Origin of the sequence: Synechococcus sp. W60.3, from assembly GCF_047502615.1 — a bacterium.
In the GTDB taxonomy this organism is placed as follows: domain Bacteria; phylum Cyanobacteriota; class Cyanobacteriia; order Thermostichales; family Thermostichaceae; genus Thermostichus.
Window position 1 is genome coordinate 80,825 of record NZ_JANSHJ010000001.1, and the last position, 26,808, is coordinate 107,632.

Here is a 26,808-nt window from a genome sequence, read left to right on the forward strand (position 1 = left end):
GGTAATAAGCCAACTGATCAAGCCTGTCTATCTACCGGCAAATCCAGAATAGGTTCCTCTCCCTCTCCTTCGGAAAATGTATCGCTTTCAAGTTCGCGCCACCACTCAGCCCGGCGATCGAATTGCCCTGGTGGGATCCAGCCCTCAACTGGGCGCCTGGGATCCCTGCCGCTGTGTTTGGCTGCAGACGGATCCCGATCGCTACCCGCTCTGGTGGGTGGAGTTGCCATTAGGCCCGGCAGATGGCACTTCTAGCCCACTGTCCTCTGGGGAGGGACTCGAAGAAACCCCTCGACTGGAGTACCGGTACCTGCGCGTTCAGGCCGATGGCGAAGTTATTTGGGAAGCCGCCGATAGGAATCGCTGGGTGCCGCTTGAGCCGGAACCTTTGCCGGCAGTTTTGATCGTGGAAGATGGCGAGTTTGGCCGGATCCCTTTCTATCCATACGGCTATTTTGCCTTGCCGGTGAGCGAGCCTGAGCCCGAAGATTGTCCGGGACTGAAGATAGTCGTCTTGGGCAGTTCGGTGGCCCTGGGGTGCAGCGCCTGGCTGTTGCGAGGATGGGCCTGGCTGTTGCAGAAAGCTCTACGAGAACGCTATGGCCATCAAGTGCGGAACCTCTCCGAATTGGGGGCAAACGTCAGCCGAACCCTGGCCCGATTTGAGCAGGTGGTGATCCCTGAACATCCCGATGTCGTTATTGTTGCCTTGTCTTTGGGAAATGAAGGCTTGGCCACGGCTCTGCCGGAGCATCGCCGTGCCGTCCAAAGGCGGTTTGAAAACGGCCTGCAGCGGTTAATTCAGCGAATTCAAGACATTGGAGCCTTGCCAGTTTTGGGAGGGGTTTACCCCCATGCAGACTACGGCCTAGAACAGCATCTGCTTTTGCAGGAAACTCAGCAAAGGATGCTCAGTTGGGGATGCCCCGTGTTCAACTGGCTGCCCATCTTAGACGATGGCCAGGGGCGCTGGAAGCCAGATCTGGCTTTTGACGCGGCCCACCCTAATACCAAGGGGCACCAACTCATGTTTGCGGCTATTGACCTCTCGATTTTTGATCCCAACACTGTGAAGTCAGCCCCCCTAAAGCTGGCATCATCCAAAGAAAAGCTGATTTTTGAGGATCCCTCTGGCTTTTGGGCGGCCTTGGAGGGTCAGAATCGATTCCGCCTTGTTAATATTACTCCTTATGATTACACCTTGACACCGACTTGGCAATCTTTACAAGCTGCTTTTCAAGAAGCTCGACTACAGCCAGGCTTATATATTGGTAAAAGCGGTGAGAAAGGGCAAGATCAACCTTTGTACTCCCTCTCCATTCATGAGAATGGCTTGATTCAAACAACCCTTTCCATTCCCCCAGATGCCGACCTTGTCTTTTCTCCGGCAGCCGATTTTTTCTCTCCGGAATCCTCAGAAATAGTCTTTAGTGACGGGACTCTAACACTCCTCAAACTTAGCTACCCATCCGCCGGCTTGGATCCCAAGCCCCGCCTGTGTGTGATTAACCAAAGCAGCTATGAGTACAACATCCACCCTATGTGGAAAGAAGTGCGGGCTGCCCTCAAAGCTCTGCCAACAGGCGTTTATGAGGATCCCCTCTATCGCGATGCTCCCTTTCGCACGTTGATGATTGGAGAGGGGGGGTTGGAAAGCCGGGTCAAGGCTGCTCCCAACTCGGTCATGCTATTGGAATACACATGCGCCTTATCTGATATTCATCGCGTTGCTGTTGTTCCCCTGGGGGATCGCTGTGCGGTGCGGATGCTGCTCTACAAGTTGGAATACGACGGGCCTGCCTTTCCGTTTGATCTAACCCGCACCAGCAACCTAGCGGATGTAGCCGATATGATCCACCACGAGTTTCAGGGCATGTGGGATCCGCAATATTTGCACTACAGCCCTGAAGACAGGCGAATTTATCACAGCAAGTGGACAGGTCTTTCTTTCGGCCATGAGGTGGAAGAGGGGGAAGACCCCCTGCAGAATATGAATCCAATCCATGAGCGGATGCGGACTCGTTATACAGCTCGCGCCAAGCGCTTTCTATATGTCTTGGAAAAGGCGGACAAGATCTTGTTCGTGCGCACAGGCGGCTGTCAGCGGGGCGCGGTGATCGACTTGATGGATAAATTGTCCGCTAAGCGAAAGGGCAAGCCCTTCCTACTCCTTATCATTTCCCCTCAGCCTTCAGAGGAGTTTGCCGGGATCCCCAATGTCATCCACTACGATATGGAGTTCAACCCCGACCGCATGTGTGCGGATCCCGAGCATTGGCGGTACTGCACAGAGATCATGAGAGAGATCCTCCATTCTCTGGGAGTTTCCAGCCGCAATCTTTTCTGGTGTCCTCCCCAGCCGGCTTAATTGCCTGAGATCCTACCTAGAATGCGATGCCGGTAGGATCCTGCTCTGCCCTACCTCAGCGGTGTTTGCTTGGCACAGAAAGAGCATCAGCCCAGAGGATCAGCCTTGCTTGTAGGTTTAGCCAAATCCCATCGTTCATTCGCAATAAAAATACGATATACAAGCCCAATATAAACAAAATGCACAAGTTCCCTAACCATTTGTAGGTCTGGATAATTTGGTCGGCACTCCAGCCAAAATCATCAACCAAGCGGTTCATATCCCCACCAGCATCCCCCTGGCCACACAGCAGAGTTCCCCACGGGATCGGAGCTAGCCCTTTTTGGATTCTGTGCCATTGCCAAAAGCTTCTCCAGAGGCTGCTGGCTGCAACTCCCAGAACGACGAATCGCCAAAAGTCCCACCGCCAGCGATCTGGCAAGCGAAGATAAAAGCAGGCCATCAAGAAGGTGCTGATGTAAAACTCGCCGCCCACGCCGCCAAAGGTAATTAGCATTTCTTTGGTGCGATTGGGCATTAGCCAGGTCATATAAAACTGCAGCAGCGCAAGAACAACAACCAATGCCTGTAGCCATCGAATCCGCTCCTTGCGGGTCGACCAGAATAGCAAGCTCAGCAAAAAGAGGATCCCAAAGTACACAAAGGGATCCTTTTCCGGACTGATGCTGGTCCAGCCAAAAGGTAAGGGCAAAGCTCGATGCCCGCTCCACCAGGCAATGCTGGCATGGCCCAGCTCGTGAATCCAAATGTGCCAAGGCAAATGTAACAACTCCAATAGGGCAATGCTGTTTACCAGCAGGGCTACCACAAATGCAACTGGGTAAGCCCAGATATTTATCGCCCAGCTATCAAAAGAAAACCGATCCCATCGCTTTTGGGATCTCAAACGCAGGCTGCGCTGCCAAAGCAACTGAGAGCCACAGAAAGCGCGGATTTCCAATTGCTCTAGGCGTGGAATCCGCAGTTGCTTCACCATCAAAAACAGCCGGGCCACAACAACCGGCGGAGAGGGGCTTTGGGACGGGGATCCCAGCAGGTCGATGCGCAAGGTGTTGTCGGCAAGATACACTTGCGCGGGCCAGCGCCACTTCAGGAGCTCTGCCCGAACCACCCGCAGGATCGCTTGGCTGTCCCCAGCGCGGGCCAGGGGGAGGGGATCAGGTAGGGGGGACATCCACACTCCAGAGGCAGGACGAGGATCCCTACCCATTGTGGCCTGGGCCGACTGGCAACGGCGAAATTGCGCTCCCTCTCAGGCCGCTCTGGGGGGAGCTTGGTATAGTTGAGGGCAGCAGGTGTGCCGGAGTGGGTGCAATTCATGCCTGGATTGGAACGGGAGCCCAAACTGTCTAGGCAGAGCTCTCTGTGGGGGGCAACGCTGCTGCTGGGCTTGGCCGGAGCAGGTTTATTTTCCCCCTTGCCCGCTCAAGCAGAGCTGACCGCCGTTCCTGGCTTGTCTCGCATCGAGAGTTGGCACTACGACCCGCAGCGGGGATGGCTAGAGGTCAACACCCAGGGAGAGGTGCGTCCTTTTCTGTTTGTGCTGCAAAACCCTCCTAGGGTAGTGCTGGATTTTCCCAACACTCTCTTTGGGCGGGAGCCCCAAACCCAGACCTTTCCGGGGCGGGTTACCTCGTTGGAGATCAAACAGTTCACCCCAACGATCACTCGCTTTGTGCTGCACCTGCAGCCGGATCAGCCTCTCAGCCTCGACCAACTGCAACTGCTCACGGCTGGTCCCTCCCGCTGGGCTGTCCAGTTCCTCCAACCCGAGCAGCCCTTGCCCGCAGCAGCACCGCTATTTCCCTCGGCAGCCGGCCCCAGGGATCCCATCTCACCGTCCCCGCCGCTGCCCCGCCGCCCCGAAGCCAGCCCACTCTCTCCTCCTGCAACCTCCCCTTCCAGCCATCGGATCTTGGCCATTTCTCCGCAAGCGGAGGGCTTTTTCATCCGCACTCAGGGTAGCCCTTCCACCACGGTGCGGCGCATCCTCGATCCGGATCGAGTGGTGGTGGATTTTCTCAACACCACCCTCAGCCCCGCCCTCACCCAGCGGGTCTATACCGTCAACCGCCTGGGGGTTTCGCGGCTGCGGGTGGGGCAATTCGAGCCCACCATCGCCCGCGTGGTCTTGGATGTGGATCCTTCCAGTGGCGACTGGGAGGCCCGCTACGACCCGCAGCAGGGAGGAATCTGGATCCAGCCCGCCGGGGGTGCTGCCCAGGCCAGCCTTCTGCCCGATCTCAGCTCTGCCGACTCCCAAGGGCCCCTGGCTACCTTGCGCTCTGTGGAGCTGCGGGGGAATCAGCTCATCATCAGCGCCGATGGGTTCATGTTCTACCGGGCCGGCTGGGATCCGGAAAGCGGCGGCTACCGCATCAACGTGGCACCGGCCCGCCTACCCGAGTCCTTGCCGGATCCCGGCTTGCCAATTGGAGGGCCGGTGCAGCGGATCCGCTTTGTGCAGGAAGATGCCCGCACGGTCAGCATTCTGGTGCAACCTGCCGAAGAGTTCAACGTCTTTGAGCCCAATCCCGGCCAGGGATCCCGCCGCATCACCCTGGAGCTGCGCCCCCTCCACGCTCCGCCGTCCGCACCCCAGCCGCAACCGCCTGCCCAAGCTTCCCTTCCTTCCCGCCGGGGCCGGACGGTCATCGCCATCGATCCAGGCCACGGCGGACGGGATCCCGGTGCCATTGGGGTGGGTGGGATCCAGGAAAAGGACATCGTGCTCTCCGTTTCCCACCAGGTACGACACCTGTTGCAAGAGCGGGGGTATGAGGTGGTGATGACCCGCACCGACGACCGGGAAGTGCTGCTGCAGCCGCGGGTGGATATGGCCGTGCAGGCCAACGCCACTCTGCTGGTGAGCATCCACGCCAATGCTCTAGAGCGCTCCAGCATCCACGGCATTGAGACCTACTACCTGCGGCCCGACAGCGCCGAGCTGGCTGTGGTCTTGCACCGCAGCTTGGTGAGGGCCAGCGGCGCCGCCGACCGGGGGGTGCGACGGGCCCGCTTCTTCATGGTGCGGGAAACGCCGGTGGGCATGCCTTCGGTGCTGCTGGAGCTGGGGTATGTAACCAACCCAACCGAAGGGCGAAAGTTGGCTACCCCCGAATACCAGGCCATTTTGGCGCGGGCCATTGCCGAGGGCATCGAGGCCTTTCTGCGTAGCCGCCAAAGATAGGGACTCGGTCGGATCTTTGGTTTGAGCCGTTCGCCCCTACGGCCCACTCCGTGAAGGGACGAAGTCCCAGGGTAGGGAAGCTGTCGCCGAGACTCTCGGAAGCAGGGTAGGATACAGCAGCTTCAGCCAAGGTGTTGAGGAGAACGGAGCATGCGTTGGGAGTGGGGATCAGATCCGGATCCCAGTTGGCCAATTGGGGTGTTTGACAGTGGCTTGGGCGGGCTCACCGTCTGGCGGGCCCTGCGCCGTCGCTTGCCCCAGGAGCGCCTTGTCTACTTTGCCGACACGGCGCGGCTGCCCTATGGGGATCGCTCCGCCGAGGAGATCTTGACTTTTGTGCGGCAGATCCTCCGCTGGATGCAGGCGCAGCCGGTGAAGGTGGTGGTGATGGCCTGCAACACCAGCTCGGCGCTGGCCCTGGAGCAGGTGCAGCAGGAGTTTGCCCTGCCCATTCTGGGGCTGATCCTGCCCGGCGCCCAGGCGGCCCTGGCCCAGGGATCCCGCATTGGGGTCATTGCCACGGCAGCCACGGTCAAAAGCCGCGCCTACTCCAAGGCCATTCAAGAGTACAGCGCCCTGGATCCCCGGCGCTTTCCCCAACCTGTCCAGTGCTGGGAGCAGGCCTGCCCGGAGTTCGTCCCCCTCATCGAAGCCGGCCAGTTGGACGGCCCCGAGCTGCGCCAAGCGGCTGAACGCTATTTGCAGCCGCTCCTGCAACAGGGGATCGACACCCTCGTCTACGGCTGCACCCACTACCCGCTGCTGGATCCTCTCCTGAAGTCCTTGCTGCCCTCTTCGGTCAGACGGGTGGATCCCGGCGTGGCGCTGGTGGGATCCCTGGCCCGGGAACTCAGCCTCTGGGGCCTGCGCCGACCCTCAACTGCTAGCCAGGCAGAACCTCACCGCTTCTATGTGAGTGGGGATCCGGAGCGGTTTGCCCAGTTGGCCACTCCTTGGCTGGGCTTTCGACCCCAGGTGGAACGGGTGGAATGGCCGGCCTTGGACGTCAACAACTCCCGCCGGCCCTAGGCGAGAGCAGCAGGCCAGCCCAGGCAAATTGGCCCTACTTGCCCCCCTGTTGCTGCAGCGATCCCACAGGTTCCCTGCCTGCAGCCAGGTCGACACGGAGCAAGGGACAGGGAAAGGCCCTTTGGGTGGCTTTGGAATTGGAAGAGTGCAAGGTTGCCCAGGGCCTGGCCGATTCTCCTTAACTTGATAACCCCGAGTTAGCTCTGGTAGGCTTTAGGCGAGATTCGGCTGGGGGGAGGGGATCTATGGCGGCACGGGTGGGTATCAACGGTTTTGGCCGCATTGGGCGTTTGGTGCTGCGGGCGGCTTGGGGTTGGCCGGAGCTGGAGTTTGCCCACATCAACGAGATCAAAGGTGGGCCTGCTACTGCGGCTCACCTGCTCAAGTTCGACTCAGTGCAGGGCCGCTGGAACACCGACATCGAGGCATCTGAGCAACGGCTGCGCATCCAAGACAAAACCCTTACCTTCAGCGAGTTCAAATCTCCCGGCGAAGTCCCTTGGGCGGATCTGGGGATCGACCTGGTGCTGGAGTGCTCGGGCAAATTCGTCAAGGCGGCAGAGCTGGATGCCTACTTCAAAGCAGGGGTGCGCAAAGTCATTGTGGCTGCCCCCGTCCAGGATGAAGAGGCCCTCAACATCGTCATGGGCGTCAACGACCACCTCTACGACCCCGCTCGCCACCATTTGCTCACAGCCGCCTCCTGCACCACCAACTGCCTGGCCCCCTTGGTAAAGGTCATCCACGAGGGGATCGGCATCCTGCACGGGGTGATCACCACCGTCCACGACGTCACCAATACCCAAAGTATGGTGGATGCCCCCCACAAAGACCTGCGGCGGGCCCGCTCGGCTCTGCTGTCTTTGGTGCCCACCACCACCGGCTCGGCCAAGGCCATCGGCCTCATCTACCCTGAGCTGAAGGGAAAGCTCAACGGCCTTGCCGTGCGCGTGCCCCTGCTCAATGCCTCTTTGACCGACGCGGTGTTCGAGGTAAAGCGGCCCACCACGGTGGAAGAGGTGAATCATCTCTTAAAAACGGCAGCCGAGGGGGAACTCAAGGGCATCCTTGGCTATGAGGAGCTGCCGCTGGTCTCGGTGGATTTCAAGGGGGATCCCCGCTCCAGCATTGTGGATGCCCCTTCCACCATGGTGGTAGATGGCACGCAGGTGAAGATCCTGGCCTGGTACGACAACGAATGGGGCTACGCCAACCGCATGGCGGAATTGGCCCGCAAGGTGGCCCTCAGTTTATAGAAGCGTTTTTTGAAGCATCACCCTTGGAGGCCTGCCCATGACTGCTGTCTCGAGCGCCCAAGCTGCCGCCGTGCGCAACTATGCCCTGGTAACGGCTGCCTACTGGGGCTTTACCCTCACCGACGGCGCCATCCGCATGTTGGTGCTGCTCCACTTCCACAAGTTGGGCTTCACCCCGATTCAGATTGCCATGCTGTTTCTCTTCTACGAGATCTTTGGGGTGATCACCAACTTTCTGGGCGGCTGGATTGGATCCCTGTTTGGCCTGCGGCTGACGCTGTACGGGGGCATCGCCATCCAGATCTTCGGCTTGGTGATGCTGGGGGTGATCAACCTGCAATGGCCGGTCTGGGGCCAGGTGGCCTATGTGATGACGGCCCAAGCCCTGGCCGGGATCGCCAAAGATCTCACCAAGATGAGCTCCAAAAGCGCCATCCGCCTGGTGGTGCCCAAGGAGGCCGAGTCCCGCCTCTTCCGCTGGGTGGCCATGCTGACGGGATCCAAAAACGCCCTCAAGGGGGTAGGGTTTTTCGTCGGGGCGGCCCTGCTGCAGATCTTCACTGAGATCTACGGGGATCCCATGGGCTTCCGCATGGCCAATTTCGTCCAGGCGGGGGCGCTGGCTTTGATCTTCTGTTCCGGGATCCTGCTGCCGGCGGACATGGGCAAGGTCAAGGCCAAGATCCCCTTCAAGCGGCTGTTTTCCAAAAGCCGCGAGATCAACCTCCTCTCAGCCGCCCGCTTTTTCCTCTTTGGGTCGCGCGATGTGTGGTTTGTGGTGGCCCTGCCGGTGTTCCTCTACGACAGCCTAGGCTGGAGCTTTATGCAGGTGGGCAGCTACATGGCCCTCTGGGTCATTGGCTATGGGATCATCCAGTTCCTAGCGCCCCAGCTCCTGGGAGGAGGTCGCCCGGGTCGCGCCCCCAAGGCCCGCACCATCCAGATCTGGACGTTCACCTTGACGGCGGTGCCGGCACTCATTGCTACCGCTTTTATGGCCGGCCTGCCGCCGCAATGGGTGGTTACCGGCGGCCTCATCCTCTTCGGGATCGTCTTTGCCTTCAACTCGGCGGTGCACTCCTATCTGGTACTGGCCTACACAGAGGATGACGATGTCGCCCTCAACGTGGGCTTTTACTACATGGCCAACTCCGGTGGGCGCCTGCTGGGGACGGTGACTTCGGGGATCCTCTTCCAGCTTTACGGTTTGGAGGGCTGCCTCTGGTTTTCCACCCTGTTGATTTTGATGGCAGGGCTGTTTTCGCTGAAATTGCCCGATCCCAGCAAAACCCCCGTGGAGTGGGTGGTTAAGCCGGGGGATTGAGGTGTTAGTCAAGCAGGGCCAGGTTATCCCGGTGAACCGCTGTATCGACTCCCTCGTAGCCCAAGATGTAGGGGATCTCGGCGGTTTTCTTGCCTTTGATCCGCCGCAGTTCCTCGGCGCTGTAGTTGACCAGGCCCCGCCCCACCTCCCGTCCGCCGGGATCGCACAGGCGCACGGCTGCCCCTGCCTCAAAGTCGCCAGAAACGTCGGTGATCCCTGCCGGCAGCAGCGAGCGCCCCTGCTCACAGACTGCCCTTACAGCTCCCTCATCCAGAGTCAGGGATCCCTCGGGGATGAGGCCGTAGGCAATCCACCGCTTGCGAGCACTAACGGGCTGGGGAGCTGGCTCAAAGCGGGTGCCGATGGGCTCTCCGGCCAAGATGGCCGGGATCTGATCGGGCCGTTTGCCGTTGGTGATCACCACCGTCACGCCGGCGGCTGTGGCGATTTGAGCCGCCGTGAGCTTGGTGGCCATGCCGCCCGTGCCCCAGCCACTTTTGCCTTGGGCTTCCGCCTTTATCTGCAGCGGCATCCCGCGCCACACCCGTTCGATCGGCTCGGCGGAGGGGTCCCGATGGGGATCCGCCGAATAGAGCCTGTCCACGTCGGTGAGCAGGATCAGCCACTTGGCCTGTACCATGCTGGCCACGAGGGCAGAGAGGGAATCATTGTCACCAAACTTCAGCTCCTCCACTGCCACCGTATCGTTCTCGTTGACGATAGGGATAACCCCCATCTGCAACAGCTGGGCAAAGGTGCGATTGGCATTGACATAGCGGCTGCGCTCCACAAAGTCGCCGCGGGTAAGCAGCACCTGAGCAATGGGTTGGTTGAGAGCAGAGAAGAGATCATCGTATAGGCGAATTAGCCGTCCCTGCCCCACTGCTGCCACCGCCTGTTTTTCTGCAATTGCCGTGGGTCGTTGGCGCAGGCCCAGGCGGGCACAGCCTACCCCTACCGCTCCGGAGGAGACAAGGATTACCGCATAGCCCTGGCTGCGCAGCCGAGTCAGCACCTCCACCAGCGGCCCCAGCACGGAAAGGCGCAGCGAGCCCGTCTGCATGTCTGTCAAGCTGGAGGTGCCGATCTTCACCACCACTGTTCTCTCTGTTGCTGCCATCTTCTCATTCGATCCACTTGTTCGATCCAGCCAGGGTTCCCCATCCGTATCCCACCATAGCGGAACCGGGGCCCTTGCTTGCCCTCAGAGTCGCTGCAGGGGACAATAGAGGAAAGCAATAAATCTGCCTCAAGGTCTCTCTTTCTCTGCCTGTGAACCCTGTTCGTACCCTCTCCGCCACCAAAGCGGCCTTTTTCAGCGCCTACCCTCGTCCGATCAACGCCGCCTACCGGCGAGTGGTGGAGGAGTTGCTGGTGGAGCTGCACCTGACCACCGTCAACAGCGCCTTCGTCTACGATCCTTTTTTTGCCCTGGGTCTGGTTACTCTCTACGACAGCCTGATGGAAGCCTACCATCCCCCAGAGCAGCGCGAGGCCATCTTCAACGCCCTCTGCAAGGCGCTGCACCTGAAGCCGGAGGTGTTGCGCAAGAACGCCCGCGACCTGCTGGAGCTGATGCGCAGCGGGGATCTCGTCCAGCGATACAACCTGCTCTGTCTCAAGCCGGAGGCAGAAGATGTGGGCGGGCTGAAGGCGATTTTGCAGCGCATGACCCAGCCCCCCTACGCCTACAGCCGAGTTTTGGCGGTTGGCCTCTACACGGCCTACGAAGCGGTGGCCACCTCGCTCTACAAGGAGCCGGAAGAGCGCACCCGCCACTTTCTGGAGGATGTGATCGGCAACCTACCCTTTTCGCCGGAGCGAGTCAAAAAAGATCTGGAGCTTTACCGCAGCAACTTGGATCGCCTGAAGCAGGCGCGGGCCATCGTCGAGGAGATGGTGAAAGCGGCCCGGCGCCAACAGGAGCGCCGCCAATCCACCGCCTCGCTGCCCGAGACTCCCGCCGCCGATCGCAGGGAGTCCAGCGGCTAAAACCCCCTAGACCAAATAGGGGGCCCACCTGTCCACCACCTCAGGCGAGCCGTACCAGCGCCGCCCGCCTCGACCAGAATGGTGACAGTCGGGAAGGGTGAGGTTGATGGCCCCTGGCAGATGGGCGGCCTCGATGGGGGTGATGCCATCTCCCCACAGCTCCCCTTGGCCGGCGGTAAGCCGGTAGCTGTTGTAGGCCAGCCAAGCCAGATAATGCTCCTGCCGCCATAGCGATCCCAGGCCCACGCGCCGCCCTTGGATGGCCTTGCCGGCCACACAGACGTATTTGACCTGTGGCCAGAAGGCTCCCGGGTAGTGGGTGTTAACGAAGTCCAGGTTGCGCCTTGTCCAGCGCTCCCGGCTGGTGTGCGGGGATCCCAGGCTAATTAGGGTGGAAACGTGCTCCCGCCCCTGCCAGACCTGCCCCCCGTAGGGCACGGATCCCAGGTAGATGCGGGCAATCCAGCCGCCCGCGGAGTGGGCCACCAGGTTAACCCGGTCCACTTCAAACTCGGCTTGGGTACGCCGAATCGTGGCCTGCAGCGCCTGCAAGATGGGCGTGACGGGCCTTCCTCCCAGGGTAGGCAGCCAACTGCGCACCTGCAGCGGCACCACCCGAGCCGGGTAACCGCGGGCCTCCAGCTCCCGACGCAAAGGCTCATACTCAGAGGCGCCCGCCAGATAACCGGGCAAGATCACCGTGGGCAGAGCAGCCATGGGCTAGCGGGGGTACCAGAACATGCCCTTGATCCCCTCCGGGTCGGGCGTAAAGCCCAGCCGCTCGTAGAAGCTAACCACATCGCGGTCGGCAAAGAGGGTGATGTTGCTGATGTCTTGGGCGCGCAGCTCGTGGATCACCTTTTCCATCAGCCGCCTGCCCAGCCCCCGGCCCTGAAACTCAGGATGCACCACCACATCCCAGATGGTGGCATTGAAGGCGTGGTCAGAGGTGGCGCGGGCAAAGCCGATGAGGCGACGGTAGCTGCCCCGCTGCTGCCACATCGACACCACCAGAAAACTGTGTTGCAGGGCTTTCCTAACCTTGTGGATGGGGCGACGCGACCACCCTACTGCATCGCAAAGTTCCTCCAGCTCATACAGATCCAAGTTGGGATCCAGGCTAAAGACAATAGTCTCCCCCCCCACCGCCAACGTTTCCTGGCGACGGTCGGCTTTGGCTGTTTGCGCCGGCTCTTTGGTTGTAGCGGCCCCTGCTGCCCCAAACAGGCCTTTCCAAAAGCTCATCTGAATTTTTGCCGAGTAAAAGCCCACCTCTAGCCTGGGCGGGCGTGTCCTCAGTATAGCCAGGATCGGCAGCAGAAATGGTGCATCTGCCCAGGTGTTTCCGCGCAGGCTTGGGACGAACCTTATATCCGAGACTGAGAAATAATCGAGAAAGCTTAGCTCTGGGCACGTTGTATGGCTCCTCCCGGCACCGGCACCCTTGTCAATGCCCTCGCGATCCTAGTGGGCAGCGGCCTCGGTTGGGCGGCGGGCCGTCGCCTGCCCGAACGCATAAGCCAAACCCTGTTGCAAGCCCTGGGATCCCTGGTGTTGGTCTTGGGGATCCAGATGGCTCTCACCCTCAGCAGCGCTGCCCAGGCGGTAACGGTTTTGCTGGCCCTGATCGGGGGGGCTTTGCTGGGGGAAGGGATCGACCTCGAGGCCGCCTTTGAGCGGCTGGGACAGGGCCTGGAAAAGCGGGTGAGCCCCTGGCTGGGCCCCAGCCCTATCGCCCGCGCCTTCGTGACCACCACCATCCTGTTTGTGGTCGGCCCCATGACTCTGCTGGGAGCTATCCAGGATGGCCTGGGGGATCCCTCGCTGCTCTTGGTCAAGGCCGCCTTGGATGGCATTGCCACCCTTGCCTTTACGGCCAGCCTCGGCTGGGGCACGCTGTTTTCCGCCCTGCCGGTGCTCTTGGTTCAGGGAGGCGTGGCCCTGCTGGCGCGGCAACTGCAGCCGCTGTTGCGCCCAGACCTGCTCGCCGCCTTGGAAGCCACTGGCGGGATCCTCATCCTAGGTATTGGCATTAACCTGCTCGGCCTGGCCCGCCTGCGGGTGGCCAACCTGCTGCCCGCTTTGGTGATTGTGGAGCTGCTGGTGGGATTTTTCCCCCTCTGGGATCTCGACTTCTAGGGAACTGGAGGGGGCTCTCGCCCTGGGGGAGAAGGGAACCCAGCACAAGAGCGTCTGGAACCTCCCTCTCTATCCTCTGAGCCCTACCCTGACCGCCGTCCTAGCTGCTGGGGGCCAGCAGCAGTAAGGGTCGCGTCTTGAAAAAGCCTGATCCGGAAACTGACCCGGTGCGCGGCAAGCCCCGTCGTGCCGCTGCGCAGAAGTCGGCAGCCTGCCTCGTGGCACCCACCTACAGTTCAACTTTTGCCAAAGCTTCTTCCGGCCCCACCAGGGCAATGGCCGGGTTGACCAGGTAGGTTGTTGCGGCCTGATGGAGATGGGCAGGGGTGAGCTGCCTTACTCGCTGCAAATACTGCTGGTCGAACTCCAGGCCCAGGCCCAAAATCTCGTACCAACCGGCCAGTTGGGCCACTTGGGCGTTGGTTTGTTTGCTGAGGGCATATTGGCCCAAGAGCTTGCGCTGGGCCATCTCCACTTCCTCGCCGCTCAGGAGGGTGTCGTGGAGGCGACGGATCTCCGCTTGCAGGCGCTCCAGGGCCACCAAAGTGTTCTCCGGTGCCGTGCCCAGGTAGGCCCCAAAAGGGGCGGGATCCCGGCGGGTGGCAAAAAAGGCCGAGACCTCATAGGCCAGGCCGCTGCGCTCGCGCAGCTCCACAAACAGGCGGCTGGACAGGCCGCTGCCCAGGTAGGTGGCCAATAGCTTCAGGGCCGGATAGTCGGCGGAAGCGGCAGGGGAGCCGCGGAAGCCCATCAAGATCGTCGTCTGCTGGGTGGGCTGGGGCAGCTTCAGCAGTTGCGGCCTCTCCAAGGGAGACAGCGGCAGGGCTGGGTCGGGGGCGGGCGGGCCGGCGCTCACCCAATCTCCCAGAGCCGCTTCCACTTGGGCCGCCACTGTCTCGGGCGGCTCTGGGCCGATCACCGCCATCACCATGCCCTCTGGGCGGCAGTAGGTGGCGTGGTAGGCCAGCAAATCCTCGCGGGTCAGGGATCCCACTGTTTCCACTCCTCCCAGCTCTGGCAGGGCGTAGGGGTGATCCCCATAGAGGGCCCGCCGCACCTGATCAAAAGCCAAGCTGAAAGGCCGTTCCTGTCGGGCGCGAATGGCTTGCAGCATCAAGTCCCGCTCCCGCGCCACCTCTGCCTCGGGAAAGCTGGGATCGCGGAGGATCTCCGCCAGCAACTGCAACAGCTCCGGAAAATCCTCCGCTACACAGCGCAGGGCGACCTCGAAATGATCGGCGGCGCTGTCTACCGAAAGGGAAGCTCCCAACGATTCCACCCAAGCGGCAATAGCTTGGGAGTCGCGCTGCCGGGTGCCCTTGGTGAGGACAGCGGCCAGCAACTGGCTCAAGCCCGCCTGCTGCGGTTGCTCTACCCGGCTGCCGCCGCGAAAAAAACAGTGGGCAGCCAGGATCTCCACCGCCGCGTTCTGGCCCACCAGCAGCGTGATGCCGTTGGTCAAGCAGAGGCGCTGCAGATGGCCGCGTTGGGTGGTGGACAGGGTGGGGTGCATTGGGCAAGGGATCCAAGACTGAAAGGCCATCAACGGCAGGCCAGTTGCAGCTCCGAAGCCGCGGCAGCGTCAGAGGCAGCCGGCTTGAGCAGAGCGACCACGTAAGCCTGAGGGGAGAGATACTGCTGCGCCAGCTCGCGGATTTGCGCCGGAGTAAACGCTTGCAACAGCTCCAGGTACTCCTGCAGGCGCTGTACCCCAACCAGGGTCTCGTAGTAGCCGTAGAGGCTGGCCAGTTGACTGGGGGACTCGGCGGAGAAGAGCAGCTCGTGGGTGAGCATGCGCCGGGCGCGATCCAGCTCCGCTTGGCCAATGCCGTCCTGCTGTAACTTCTCGATCTCGTGCAGGATGGTTGACTCCACCTGTGCCAAATCCTCTACCTCCAGTTGAGCGCTGATGCAAAAGAGCCCCCCCTCCTTCAGCACCAGCGAAGAGCAGCCGATAGCCCTCACCCAGCCCCGCTGCTCGCGCAACAGATGCACCAGCCGCGAACTACGGCCCTCCCCCAGCACTACGGCCAACAGCTCTAGGCCGCACACCTGCTCCCAGGCGTCGAGGCTGACAGTGGGCCAGGCTAATTTCAGGCGGGCCTCTTCTGCGCGGGCGTGGGCGCTTTCGCGGCGCAGAACCCCCTGCGGGCGGGGCTGAGGAAAGATCGGAGGGGCAATCCAACCAGGGCCACCGGCGGAGCCGCCAAACTCCTTTTCCACCAAGGCCAGAGCTCGCTCAGGATCAATGCCTCCCGTCACCACCACCGTCATGAATTCGGGTCGGTACCAGCCGCGGTGGTAGGCGCGTAGTAGCTCTGGGGTCAACCCCATCAGGCTTGCCGGCGTGCCCAGCACAGGTCGCCCATAGGGGTGCTCCACCCCAAAGGCAGTTTCCATGAGGAGCTGATAGGCGGTGTAGCCCAGGTTGTCAGCAGCGCGGCGAATCTCCTCCAAAATCACCTGCTGCTCTTGCTCAAACTCCTGATCGGGGATCCCGGCCCGCAACACTGCCTCCGCCAGATAGGGCAAAGTCTCCGGCAGATCGGCGGCAGCTACTGTCATGTAGTAGTGGGTGTAATCCTGGCCAGTAGCAGCGTTGGCAATTCCCCCCCGGCCCTCGATGGCCCGATCCAGCTCGCCGGGGGCCAGTCGCTCGCTGCCCTTGAAGACCATGTGCTCCAGAAAATGGGAGATGCCTAGCCACTCTGGTGGCTCGTTGCGCCCGCCTGTCCGAACCCAGACATCGACAGTTGCAGAATCGGCAATTGGGATAGGGTGAAGAATGACGCCCAGCCCGTTGCTCAGGCAATAGGTATGGGCAGGCAAAAGACGGTGTGTGCGATTCAAAATTCTTAATCGATAGAGATCATCCTTAATCTTATTAAATCTTAACGACGAAAGCCGCTCAAGACAGTATGTGAGGTCACCTTTCATCAAAAACCTGCCACAGCCCCTCTCTCGTCACGCTTGCTGCTGTGGATTAGGGGATCCCTCGCCGGCGAGGTTTTCTTCTACCTGGAAGCCAGGGGGCCATTCTTCGCTGTCGCGCAGCCTCTGCACCACCTCCTGGGGCAGTACCACCCCCAACTCCCGCGCCGCCACCGCTACCACATCGCCGCGGTCGATCAAGCCGGCAATGGCGCCGCTGGGGGTGAAGACCAGAATGCGGCGCGGCTCTGCCTGGCGCATCATCTGAATCACCTGGGGGATGGGGGTTTCCTCTTGCACCCCCTGCAGTTGCTCCATCGGCTTGAGAATGGCTTTGAGGGTGAGGTGATCCCACTGGCTACGCTCGATGTCGTTGAGCAGTTCCGGCCTGACCAGGCCGCGGTAGCGGCCATCTTCTTCGGCAAAATAAACGTCCGCTGGCTGAGCTGGGGCTTCCGGCCTGAGGGAAGAAGGCACCAGGTAGCGATCGACAAACTCCCGCAGGCTCATGCCCGCATCCACCACCCGAAACCGGCGGGTCATCACATCCGCAGCTTTTAGGCGGGCCAGCACCTGCTGCAGTTGCGCATACTGCTCATAGCGGCGGGCGCTGTTGACGATAAATAGGCCAATCAGGCCTATCCACAGGCCGTTGAGGCTCCCTAAGAACACCACCCACAACCCCAGGGCCACCAACCCCCAGCCTACCCCTTGCCCAGCGCGAGCCGCCCACAGCATGCCCTTTTGCCGATCCCCTGTCCAACCCCAGATCGCCGCTTTGAGCATCTGCCCCCCATCCAGGGGCAGTCCCGGCAGCAGATTAAACAGGGCAATCATTAGGTTGATGGCAGCCAGGCTGGCGAGGGTTGAGGTCAGGGGCGACCCCGGCCCAGCCCAAGCTCCGGCCACGCTAAAGAGGACAAACAAGCCCAAACTGAGAAGGGGCCCTGCCAGGGCCACCCAAAAAGCGCCCAGGGGACGGGGGACTTCCCGCTCAATGGCCGCCATGCCGCCAAAGATGAACAGGGTGATGGAACTCACCCGTACCCCATAGGCGCGGGCCACCAGGCTGTGGGCCAGCTCGTGAGCCAGCAAAGAGAGAAACAGCCCCAGGGCCGTCACCACGCCATAGGAGAGCACCAGCAACAGGGCCGCCGGAAACCAGGTGTAGTCAAGGAAGAGGGGGATCCCCCACAGGCTACCGATGCGCAGGCGACTGGTCATGGCGATGCAACTCCTTACAAAGCTCTTACTTGGGAGAAGGCCCAGGAAGGTGCCATTGCAGACTTGACGTGGGATCCCTCTTTTCCACTGTAGCCCTTTTGCCTGGTCTTCCTTCCCCACCCGCCGCCGCCAGCCCAGGGGAACAGCGGGGGGAGGTAACCGAGCTTGCCCTATCCCTAGGGGATCCTGAGGAGTTGCCTAGAGAACACCACCACCTACAACACCAGGCTTCTGAAGATTGTGATAACGTGGTTGGGCATTGGCTCGGCAGGGTTGTAAACCGGCGCTCAAAGGAGCTTTCCCAAAGGCAGCTTTGCAGAAGGGGTGTAACTATGGTTCAGAGCAAGGAAGCACATTCTCCGGCAATCCAGGGACTTGGTATGGGCTCCCTGGGCGAATTTCCAGCCACGGCCCCGGCGGCTGCCCCCGTGTTCTACCGTACCTACAGTCGGCGTCGCCCAGATAGCAGCCGCGAGACCTGGAGCGACGTCTGCGATCGCACCCTGGCTGACATTGCCCGCTTAGGGCGTTTTACTCCCCAAGAGCGGGAGCTGGTGGAACGTCTGCAGCGGCAGTTGAAGGCCTTGATCTCCGGTCGGGCCCTGTGGGTGATGGGCACCGACTGGATCCAGAAGCCGGAAAACTACTCCGGTGCCTACAACTGCACCAGCCTCACCGTGGTGGACTGGCGCTCTTTTGGCCTGATGATGGATTTGGCCATGATGGGCTGCGGCACGGGGGCGGTGCTGGAGCCTCAGTTCATCAGCCAGTTGCCCCCCATCCTCAACCGCCTAGAGGTGCAGGTAGTAGGATCCATTGGTGCCACCCCCCCCGAAGCGCGGCAGGAACACACCCGCATCCAGCGCCAGGGCTCTCACGTGCACATCCAGGTGGGCGATAGCCGCCGCGGCTGGGTGGAGTCTTACCAAGCTCTCTTGGAGCTGGCGGCGGATCCCAGTTTTGGGGGTCAGGTGGAGGTGACGGTGGATCTCAGCCATGTGCGCCCCGCTGGGGAGCGGCTAAAAGGGTTTGGGGGCGTGGCCAACCCCATCAAGCTGCCCGGCTTGTACCAGCGCTGTGCCGCCATCCTCAACAAAGCCGTGGGCAGGCAACTGAACTCGGTGGAGTGCTGCCTGCTCATTGATGAGGCGGCCGCAACGGTGGTGGCGGGGAATATCCGCCGTAGTGCAGGTATGCGCCAGTTTGCCGCCGACGACGAGCTGGGATCTAGCGCCAAAGACAATCTCTGGCAGCAGGACGAGCAGGGCAACTGGAGAATTGACCCTGAGCGAGATGCCCTGCGCATGGCCAACCACACCCGGGTATTTCACCGCAAGCCAACGCGGGAAGAGTGCATTGCTGCCGTGCGCAAGCAGTTTTACTCCGGCGAGGGGGCTATCCAGTGGGCTGGGGAAGCCGTAGCGCGGGCCAACGCCGACCTAATCAACACCCCCGAGCTGAAGCGGGAGTTCCTCAACGTCTATGCCTCGGAGGGACCCGAGGGAGCTAGGCGCTGGATAGAGGAGCGGCAGGCAGCTAGTAGCTCTCCGTCTGTCCAACCGCCAACGTGGCATAGGGTGCAACGGTATGGGCTGAACCCCTGCGTTACCGCAGACACTTGGATCCACACGGGCGACGGCCCGCGCCAGGTGAAAGACCTTATTGGCAAGCAGCACAGCACCTACGTCAACGGCGAGCTATTCAGCACGACCCCAGAGGGGTTTTTCTACTCCGGCACCAAGCCCGTGCTCAAGCTGGTGACCCAGGAGGGATTTTCTCTTCGGCTGACGGGCAACCATCGTGTTCTCAAAGTCATTGCCCAGACTCCAAAGGCGCAATACACGGAATGGGTGCCGGCAGAAGGGCTCCGCCCGGGCGACCGCATTCTGCTGCACAACCATCGCGACCTAACCCCCTGGGATGGTGAGGGAACCTGGGAGGAAGGCTGGCTCTTGGGGAATTTGCTGGGCGACGGCAGCCTTGCCACAACCCAGTGGAATGACACGGCTGTACTGCGCTATTGGCAGGATACGCAGCAGGAGATGAGCCTCCATGCGGCTCAGTTGTTGCAGGCTGCGGTAGGGTACGAACCTCGCCGGCCAGAGACCTATTATCACCCCAAGCTGAAGTGCCGGGTTATCCATTCCACCGGCTTGGCGAAACTGGCAGCTAAGTTCGGCATGGCTCCAGGACAGAAGCAAATGACTGCGGCACTGGAAGCCACAAGCTTTGATTTCCACCGCGGCTTTTTGTGCGGCCTGTTTGACGCAGACGGCAGTGTGCAGGGCGGTCAAGAGAAGGGAGTTAGTGTGCGGCTTTCCCAAAGCAACCTGGACACCCTCAAAGCTGTGCAGCGCATGCTGGCGCGTCTAGGGATTGTCTCGGTCATCTACGAGAATCGCCGTCCCGCTGGGTGTCGTCTGCTGCCTGATAGCAAGCGCCAGCCAGCCCCCTACGCCTGCCAGGTGCAGCACGAGCTGGTCATTAGCGGGGACAACCTGCACCAGTTTCAGGCAGTGGTGGGCTTTCGAGAACCGCGCAAAGCTCAGAAGCTAGGTGAACTGCTCGGCAGCTACCAGCGCCGGCTCAACCGGGAGCGGTTTACGGTTACAGTTGCAGCCCTGGAGCCTGACGGCGTGGAACCGGTCTATGACTGCACCGTGCCCGGCCCAAGCTGCTTTGATGCCAATGGGTTGGTTGTCCACAACTGCGGTGAGATCATCGGATGCGACTTCCACTGCAATCTGGCCGAGATCCACCTCAACCGGCTAGATCCCCACAACCGCCAGGAGCAAGAGGAGGCCTTTACGGCAGGGGCCCTGTCGGCTGCGGCGCTATTGCACCACCGCTTTGTTGAGCCCCGCTTCCAGCGCTCAAGGGAATGGGATCCCATCGTGGGCGTCTCGTTTACCGGTCTGTTTGACTTTTGCGTCAAAGCCTTTGGGGTGGACTGGCTGCGCTGGTGGCAAGCAGGAAGGCCCGATACGCCCCTGGGGCAGGAGTTCAAGCAGCAGGAGCGGGAATACCTCAGCTTTTGGAGGGAGGTCGTCCACCGCGTGGTCTGGGACTACTGCGACCGCCACGGGTTGCGCCGTCCCAACCGCTGCACCACTGTTCAGCCCGCCGGCACCAAGTCCCTGCTCACCAACGCCTCCCCCGGCTGGCACCCGCCCAAGGCCCAGCGCTACATCCGCCGCATCACCTTTGCCAAAAACGACCCCGTGGCCCTCGCCTGTCTGGACTACGGCTACTCGGTGGTGCCCGCCCAGTCTGATAAGGATGAAAACGGCAACCTGCTCAACGACCCCTTTGATCCCCGCTGCACCGAGTGGCTGGTGGAGCTGCCGGTGGAGGTGGAGTGGGCCAACTTGCCCGGCGCTGAGGAGATTGAGATTGAGCGCTTTTCTGCCCTGGCCCAGTTCGACTTCTACATGCAGGTGCAAAAGTACTACACCACCCACAACACCTCGGCCACCCTCGAGCTGCGGGAGGACGAGATCGAGGCGCTGGGATCCCGCATTTACGAGGCCATCCGCGACGACGAGGGGTACATTAGCGCAGCACTGCTGGCCCGCTTCGACGCTCCCTTCCCCCGCTTGCCCTTCGAGAAAATCGACAAGGCCACCTACGAGCGGCTGATGGCCGAGGTCAAGCAAAGACGAAAGACCGACAACTTTTACGAGGCGCTGGCGCGCTATGACCGCAACCTCGCCCTAACCGCAGAGGGGCCAGCAGGGTGTGATGCCCTCGGCTGTCTGATGCCGGAGGCTAGCCCGCAGGGCGAGAACCCGTCCCGCTAGCAGAGGGGGGGATCCCGCCTCGGGCTCTGGCTACACTGTTCTTGGCCGGCATATCCGAGCACTGCGCGCCTTGGCAGCCCCCTCGGCAAGCTAGGGGCAGGGGGGGTTGGCACAGTCCGGTTTTCCCTGCTCGAGCGCTTGGTGGCTGGAGGATCTGATGCAGACAGGAGCGCAGCTCCCGAGGAAAGCCTGGACAAGGGAAACCTGGCGCAGGCTGAGGGGGCTGGTGCTGGCGCTGGCGGTGCTGCTGGGGATCGCCTGCTCTAGCCCCGAGGGCTCTGTGACCTCCCCTCCCGGACTGATCCCCCCTCCGCCCGAGCCGGGCAGCCAGTCGCTCCCCATGCCGGTGCGCACTCTGGGCAACAGCCGCTTTAGGTTGCTGGGTTTGAGGGTGGGGGTGGCCGGGAGCGAGGTTGAAGTTTTGCTAGATAGCGGCTCGGCAGGTCTGCGCATTCTGTCCTCGGCGGCGGGGCGCTTTGGCCTGGAGCGGACAGGGATCCCTTCCACGGTAACCTTCGCCGATGGCACGCAATTTCTCGGAGTGCTGGCTCGCGCTCCCTTCAGCTTGGGCGGGATCCAGAGTCGAGAGCCGGTCACGATTCAGTTGATCGACCAAATCACCTGTGTGGAGCCCCTGGTGGCTACCTGCTCCGACAACCTGTTTGGGCCAGGGCGCCCCTTTGCCGGGATCCTCGGCACCTCTTTGGACGAGCGCAGCCCCGATCGCAACTTGTTTAGTCCCCTCACCCGCCTGCCGGGCAATTTCCGCTCTGGGTACATTGTTCAGACAGGGGGGTTCGACTCTGTTCAAGGCCTTTTCACAGTCGGCCTGACGGAGGCCAACACCGCCGGCTTCAGTTTCCGGCAACTGCCCCAGGTGGGTAGCTTTCCCGATGGCACACCCATCTGGCGGGATGAGGCCCTGCAGGTGGCCTACAGCATTGGCAACACTTCTATTCAAAATGTCCTCAGCCCCACCCTATTTGATAGCGGCGCTTCCGACATCTTCCTCAACGTTCGCCTGTTGGGAGCAGCTCCCTTTCCCACCTCAACCCTACCCCCAGGCTCGGAATGGCGGGCTCTCTTGGAGGGAGCCTTTGACTACCGCATTCGGGTTGGCTTTCCGGTAACGCCCAGCCGGGATCGGATTTTTGTTAACGGCAACCAGAGAGTGCAACTGTTGGGCATGCCCCTGTTTTTCAACGCCGACGTTGCCTTTGATATTGAAAGGGGGCGGATCGGCTTTCGCCTGCGCTGAGGCCGATCCCCTCTTCTGAAGCCTCGAGTTAACTGCGGAGGAAAGTGATGGTTGCCCAAGGGATCCCTGCCCATCGAAGGACACGCCGCTGGCCCTGGGTCTGGGTTCTGCTGCTGTTGTGTTGGCTGGGGTTGGGTGCACCAGCCTGGCCGATTAGCTTGGGGGATCCCTTGCCGGAGTGGGCTAAGTCTATGCAAGTGGGGCGGCAGCGGCTGCGCGGCGTGGAGCACTACCAAGGCCAAGAGCAGATCCGGGCCTACGGCAACCAGGCGGGACGAGTGTTTTGGATTCAAATCGAAAGCAGTGCCGACCTGCCGCCGGATCCCCGGCAGTACCTGGGAGAGTACCAGGCGTTTCCAGCCGAGGTCCTCCAGGTAGTACCGCTGCGGGCGCAGCGGTTGCGCTTCCAGCAGGGAAATCGCAGCGCCGAATGGCAAGTGGTGGGCATGAGCGGCCACTTTGAAGCTGAGGCGTTTAGCTATGACCTGGCCCCGCCCGAGTTGTTTCAGCCCTGACCTAGGGGCACGATTGAGACAATTAGGGCTTATCCTAGAGAGGAGCTTAAACGCAAAGTTTGCTAATGAGACTGCTTCAGCAAGAAGTTCCAGTTATCCTCAATCGCTTTCTTGTTAAGGAGCTAGCTCAGGAAGACCTCACCTTTTATGAGTACGACTGTAGGCCAAACCCACCCCCGGAGCTAGGAGAAGAGCAGAGAGCTATCGCTAGGGTTTGCAATCGGCTAGATGTAATAGCTGCTCGTTTGGGAAGTCGCATTATCACGCAGGAAAGAGTTTCGCCCAGCCAGCTCAAAACACCAGAGTGGGAGTTGGAAGAGCGTGGGCTTAGGGTTCTAACCTGTGCCAATGCTCAAGAAAGAAGCGCCCTCGAAAGCTTTGAGCGCAAGAGGATAGGGTTGCGCCTTAAATCTCAGTACAAGAAAATTGAAGTCGAATGGATAGGAGGCGGCCTGCTCTGGTGGGTGACTGCTCAGAAAGGGGTAGAACTTTCCGGAGAAGGCTGGGAAATCCACAGAGGGAGAATGATAGATGTTGCCGTCGAACCAGACGGAAAGCTTTACTTAGAAGTCGATATTCATTACCGCTTCTACACGCCGTGGACTTTGCATGAATGGTTGGAAAGCTATCCGGACGTTCCAATCGAGATTGTGCGAAATACATACTTTGATGCGAACGGCAAACGTTTGACTTGGAAATATCTGGGTATTCTTTCTAACCAATCCCCACGGGAGATTCGGTTACCAGAGCAGAACATCAGTCTGGCGGAGTATCATTTGCAGAAGTACAATGCACTTGTAGAAGAAGTTGAGAGCTCTTGGGTAGTCGAAGTAGCATCAAAGGAAAGACGTTATCCCCATCTCTCCCGAAGGTTATCGCCTGCTTTAACCTTGGAGATGCTAGCCAGTCTAGAAGACAACGGAAGCCCTGGCGGAAAAGTTAGCGCCGCTGTTATCGAGTGCATCAGAAAAAGTTTGAAAGAACGATTCGAAAAGTCCGAAGAGACTGCGAGGACCATTATAAAGGAAGTCTACAAACTTTCCCCTGAGGAAATTAAGCCGCTAAAGACCCAAGGCTACATCCTGCCCAAGCCAAAGCTATTGGGATCGGGTCGCAGACCAGTTGAAAATCCTGCTCGGGTTAGATACCGGGGATGTGCGAAGGTAGGCGAGACCAAGTTTGCATGTCTAAACCTCTATGACGACAAGCGAGAGTACCCTAGCGAAGTGCTCAACTGCTTGCTTGAGGTAGCCCAAAAAAGCGGCGCGGAAATTGAAGTAGACTTCTATGCCACTCAGCAAGACTTGCCTAAGGGCGATCTCGCCCGAAAAAGGTTCTGGCAAACCTGGGCTGAGCAAGGGATCAAAACGGTTTTGGTCGTTATGCCTTGGTCACCCAATGAGCGCAAGCAAAGGATCCGCATGGAGGCCCTTGAAGCAGGGATAGCGACTCAGTTTATGATCCCTGAGGCTGATCCCTACAAGGCTCTAAACGTCGTCCTCGGGCTTCTGTGCAAGGCAGCATGGCAGCCTGTACTCCTGGAACCCCTCGACGATCCTGTAGGCCCTGAGCTGATCATCGGCTTCGATGTGGGAACCAATCGGCGGCTATACTACGGAGCCTCTGCTTTCGCTGTTCTGGCTGATGGGCAGAGCTTAGGTTGGGAGCTACCTGCTGTGCAGAGAGGAGAAACCTTCTCCGGGGACGCAATTTATCAAACTGTGTCCAAACTTGTCAATAGGTTTTATGACAAGCTTAGTCGATATCCAAGCAAGGTTCTCTTGATGAGGGATGGTTTAGTTCAAGGAGGCGAATTTAGTAGAACAATTGAGGAGCTAGAAAAAGAAAAGATTGCTGTGGATATTGTTAGCATACGCAAAAGCGGTACAGGAAGAATGGGGATAGAAGAAGGAAAAGGTAAGTACAAAGATGCCAAAATAGGCACTGTTGTTTTCGACTACTCGCGAAAGTCGTTTACTCTAATAACAAGCCAGCCCATTAGAAAAGGTGGGAACTCCCTCGGCAGTGCAAGACCTCTGCGAGCGATCCACGAGCACGGCAAGACTCCCTTGGAAGTTCTGGCTTTACAAACCTATCACCTCTCTCAACTTCATCCTGCCAGTGGCTTCCAAGCCTGTAGGCTGCCCTGGGTGCTCCATTTTGCCGACAAAAGCGGCAAGGAGTTCCAGCGCCTTGGCGATAACATCTTCAGTATCCTGCAAAACATAGATCGCCAGAAGTTAATTGCCGTCTAGCAAGGAAGGAGGCTCTCCCCTGAGGGCCCTGCTAGGATGGGGAAGGGTTTGGGATGCCGACTATGTTTACTCCCAACGAGGTCTGGAAGACCTTTCTGAGCAACCCTGTTGTCTTCTGCGGGGGCTTCCTAAGCGGCCTGCTGCGCTTGGACATCAGGCAAGATCCGCTGCGGAGCTGGCTGGAGTCCCAGGGCTTGAGGGTAGAGGATCCGCCCGCCCCCACCCAAGGCCCTCAGTCTATTTCCATCGAGTAGGCGGACAGACAGGAGGGATCCCTTTGAAGAGTAAGGTAAGCTGATGTCCCCCAAACAGTCCGACCCGAGAAGGTGGCAACGGCAGGGATCCCTCGGCGGGGCGGTACTCCTGTTAGCAGGGCTGGTTGCCCTCCAGGCGGCGGATCTGGCCTTGGCCCAGTCGGATCCCGCTTCTCTCCCAAGCTCTGAGCAAGATCCCCAAGCTTGGCTGCAGCGCTACAACGCTGCTCTGCGCCAACTGCCACCTCCGCCCAACCTGCAGTACCGCCAGCAGGTGCGGGTGGAGGGATCCCAAACCTTTACAGCCACCTTGGATGTGCTCTATTGCCGCGACGGCAGTTGGCAGGCTTGGGTAGCCGAGGGGGATCGTGTTCGCCTGTTGGATTCGCGGCAACTGGAAGCGGTGAACCAATCGGACTTGCTCAAGCTGTATTCCGTGTACGTGAGCCGGCCCGAAGCGCTCCTGCCCTCGGTGAGCTTTCATCTAGAGGCTGATCCCAGCCGCTACCGCGTCCTCTCCTCAGAACGGGTAACTCTGGCGGGATCCCCTGTCCAACATCTGCGTTTAGAGCCTCTCCAAGAGGGCCAGGTGCGGGAGCTGTGGCTGGATCCGGAGTCGGGGCTGCCGCGGCAGGTGCTCTTGTTTTTGTCGGGGGTGTGGGGACAGGCCTATGCCCTGATAGGGTTTGCGGCAGTGCCGGATCCCCAGGCAGGGGTTAGCTACTGGCTGCCGGAGAGCACCCGCATCAATTTGGCCTACGGGTTTTGGACGCTGGAGGGCCTGACCCGCCGCCTGTTCAGGGGATCCCTTTCCATCCGGCACGACTACCAGGACTACCGCATCCTGCCGGAGGGGGTGCAGCTGCGCTTTTTGCCCTCGCAGCCGCCGGTGGATGCGCCGCCGGTGGTGGCCGGCCTGCCGGAGAGCACGCCCCCAGTGGAGCTAGGAGATGTGCAGGTTTTGGGGGTGGATGAGCAGGGAAACCAGCAATTTAGCATTGGCCTAGGCCGACGCAGCGAGGCCAAGACCCCCTTGGAAGACCGCATCGCCGCCTTTAACCTCACCCGACCGGCCAGCCGCAACGCCCTTACCCAGATCGATACCATGGCCTTTTTGTCTTTGGGGAGCAGTCAGTTGCCCATTTATCTCTTTCAATTCGACACGGGTCGCCCTCTCTATCCCCTGCAAGGGGTGGAGCGCCCGCGGGTGGATCCCAACGGGGTTTTCGATCCCAGGCCGCCCGCCATCAAACTCTTTGGAGACTAGCTCCCC

20 protein-coding genes are annotated in these 26,808 nt (G+C 60.5%); 13 read left to right on the top strand and 7 right to left on the bottom strand.

Features of this window, described 5'->3' with window-relative positions:
* The first annotated feature begins 76 nt into the window (after positions 1-76).
* Complete coding sequence (locus tag NW846_RS00445) at positions 77-2,368, top strand: DUF1796 family putative cysteine peptidase (protein ID WP_414346236.1); 2,292 nt, start codon at positions 77-79, stop codon at positions 2,366-2,368.
* A 55-nt stretch (positions 2,369-2,423) separates the two neighbouring features.
* On the opposite strand, the gene NW846_RS00450 is transcribed toward NW846_RS00445, so the two are convergent.
* The gene (locus NW846_RS00450) at positions 2,424-3,344 is read right to left on the bottom strand and encodes a hypothetical protein (RefSeq protein ID WP_240527338.1); all 921 of its coding nucleotides are present in this window, start codon (positions 3,342-3,344) and stop codon (positions 2,424-2,426) included.
* A 342-nt stretch (positions 3,345-3,686) separates the two neighbouring features.
* Here NW846_RS00450 and NW846_RS00455 point away from each other — a divergent pair, with 342 nt between their 5' ends.
* From NW846_RS00455 to arsJ, 4 genes are all read left to right on the top strand, one after another.
* The gene (locus NW846_RS00455) at positions 3,687-5,558 is read left to right on the top strand and encodes an N-acetylmuramoyl-L-alanine amidase (protein ID WP_011430995.1); all 1,872 of its coding nucleotides are present in this window, start codon (positions 3,687-3,689) and stop codon (positions 5,556-5,558) included.
* A gap of 150 nt (positions 5,559-5,708) precedes the next feature.
* Positions 5,709-6,587 (top strand): glutamate racemase, encoded by an 879-nt coding sequence (murI, locus tag NW846_RS00460; RefSeq protein WP_011430994.1) that lies wholly within the window; start codon positions 5,709-5,711, stop codon positions 6,585-6,587.
* Positions 6,588-6,832: 245 nt separating this feature from the next.
* A complete protein-coding gene (locus NW846_RS00465; RefSeq protein ID WP_011430993.1) occupies positions 6,833-7,843 on the top strand; it encodes an ArsJ-associated glyceraldehyde-3-phosphate dehydrogenase in 1,011 nt (336 codons plus the stop codon).
* 37 nt (positions 7,844-7,880) lie between these two features.
* Positions 7,881-9,167, top strand: a complete 1,287-nt coding sequence (gene arsJ, locus NW846_RS00470) for an organoarsenical effux MFS transporter ArsJ (protein WP_011430992.1) — start codon at positions 7,881-7,883, stop codon at positions 9,165-9,167.
* 4 nt (positions 9,168-9,171) lie between these two features.
* Here arsJ and proB read toward each other — a convergent pair whose 3' ends face one another.
* Positions 9,172-10,287: a glutamate 5-kinase gene (gene proB / locus NW846_RS00475; protein ID WP_414346230.1), complete on the bottom strand. Its 1,116-nt coding sequence runs from the start codon at positions 10,285-10,287 to the stop codon at positions 9,172-9,174.
* Between the two features lie 152 nt (positions 10,288-10,439).
* Between proB and psb29 the strand changes: the two genes are divergently transcribed.
* Entirely contained in the window at positions 10,440-11,159 is a 720-nt protein-coding gene (psb29, locus tag NW846_RS00480; RefSeq protein WP_414346226.1) for a photosystem II biogenesis protein Psp29, read from the top strand.
* Between the two features lie 6 nt (positions 11,160-11,165).
* On the opposite strand, the gene NW846_RS00485 is transcribed toward psb29, so the two are convergent.
* The gene (locus tag NW846_RS00485) at positions 11,166-11,876 is read right to left on the bottom strand and encodes an esterase/lipase family protein (protein ID WP_011430989.1); all 711 of its coding nucleotides are present in this window, start codon (positions 11,874-11,876) and stop codon (positions 11,166-11,168) included.
* A gap of 3 nt (positions 11,877-11,879) precedes the next feature.
* Entirely contained in the window at positions 11,880-12,404 is a 525-nt protein-coding gene (locus tag NW846_RS00490; protein WP_099812932.1) for a GNAT family N-acetyltransferase, read from the bottom strand.
* Between the two features lie 174 nt (positions 12,405-12,578).
* Between NW846_RS00490 and NW846_RS00495 the strand changes: the two genes are divergently transcribed.
* The gene (locus NW846_RS00495; protein ID WP_011430987.1) at positions 12,579-13,298 is read left to right on the top strand and encodes a DUF554 domain-containing protein; all 720 of its coding nucleotides are present in this window, start codon (positions 12,579-12,581) and stop codon (positions 13,296-13,298) included.
* Between the two features lie 229 nt (positions 13,299-13,527).
* Here NW846_RS00495 and NW846_RS00500 read toward each other — a convergent pair whose 3' ends face one another.
* From NW846_RS00500 to NW846_RS00510, 3 genes are all read right to left on the bottom strand, one after another.
* A complete protein-coding gene (locus NW846_RS00500; RefSeq protein ID WP_011430986.1) occupies positions 13,528-14,841 on the bottom strand; it encodes a M16 family metallopeptidase in 1,314 nt (437 codons plus the stop codon).
* The gene (locus NW846_RS00505) at positions 14,841-16,148 is read right to left on the bottom strand and encodes a M16 family metallopeptidase (protein WP_414346221.1); all 1,308 of its coding nucleotides are present in this window, start codon (positions 16,146-16,148) and stop codon (positions 14,841-14,843) included. The genes NW846_RS00500 and NW846_RS00505 overlap by 1 nt, the downstream gene beginning before the upstream one ends.
* A gap of 114 nt (positions 16,149-16,262) precedes the next feature.
* Positions 16,263-17,453, bottom strand: coding sequence for a site-2 protease family protein (locus NW846_RS00510; RefSeq protein WP_011430984.1), 1,191 nt, complete (start codon positions 17,451-17,453; stop codon positions 16,263-16,265).
* Positions 17,454-17,833: 380 nt separating this feature from the next.
* On the opposite strand from NW846_RS00510, the gene nrdJ reads away from it, so the two are divergent.
* From nrdJ to NW846_RS00540, 6 genes are all read left to right on the top strand, one after another.
* Positions 17,834-21,253, top strand: a complete 3,420-nt coding sequence (gene nrdJ / locus NW846_RS00515) for a ribonucleoside-triphosphate reductase, adenosylcobalamin-dependent (RefSeq protein WP_414515088.1) — start codon at positions 17,834-17,836, stop codon at positions 21,251-21,253.
* Between the two features lie 157 nt (positions 21,254-21,410).
* Positions 21,411-22,511 carry a hypothetical protein gene (locus NW846_RS00520; protein WP_414346721.1) on the top strand — a complete coding sequence of 367 codons (1,101 nt, stop codon included), beginning with the start codon at positions 21,411-21,413 and terminating at the stop codon, positions 22,509-22,511.
* Positions 22,512-22,558: 47 nt separating this feature from the next.
* Positions 22,559-23,026, top strand: a complete 468-nt coding sequence (locus NW846_RS00525) for a hypothetical protein (RefSeq protein WP_414346720.1) — start codon at positions 22,559-22,561, stop codon at positions 23,024-23,026.
* A 245-nt stretch (positions 23,027-23,271) separates the two neighbouring features.
* Positions 23,272-25,281, top strand: a complete 2,010-nt coding sequence (locus tag NW846_RS00530; RefSeq protein ID WP_414346719.1) for an argonaute PAZ domain-containing protein — start codon at positions 23,272-23,274, stop codon at positions 25,279-25,281.
* A gap of 62 nt (positions 25,282-25,343) precedes the next feature.
* Complete coding sequence (locus tag NW846_RS00535) at positions 25,344-25,535, top strand: hypothetical protein (protein ID WP_414346718.1); 192 nt, start codon at positions 25,344-25,346, stop codon at positions 25,533-25,535.
* Between the two features lie 43 nt (positions 25,536-25,578).
* Entirely contained in the window at positions 25,579-26,802 is a 1,224-nt protein-coding gene (locus NW846_RS00540; RefSeq protein ID WP_414346717.1) for a hypothetical protein, read from the top strand.
* Positions 26,803-26,808: the final 6 nt, after the last annotated feature.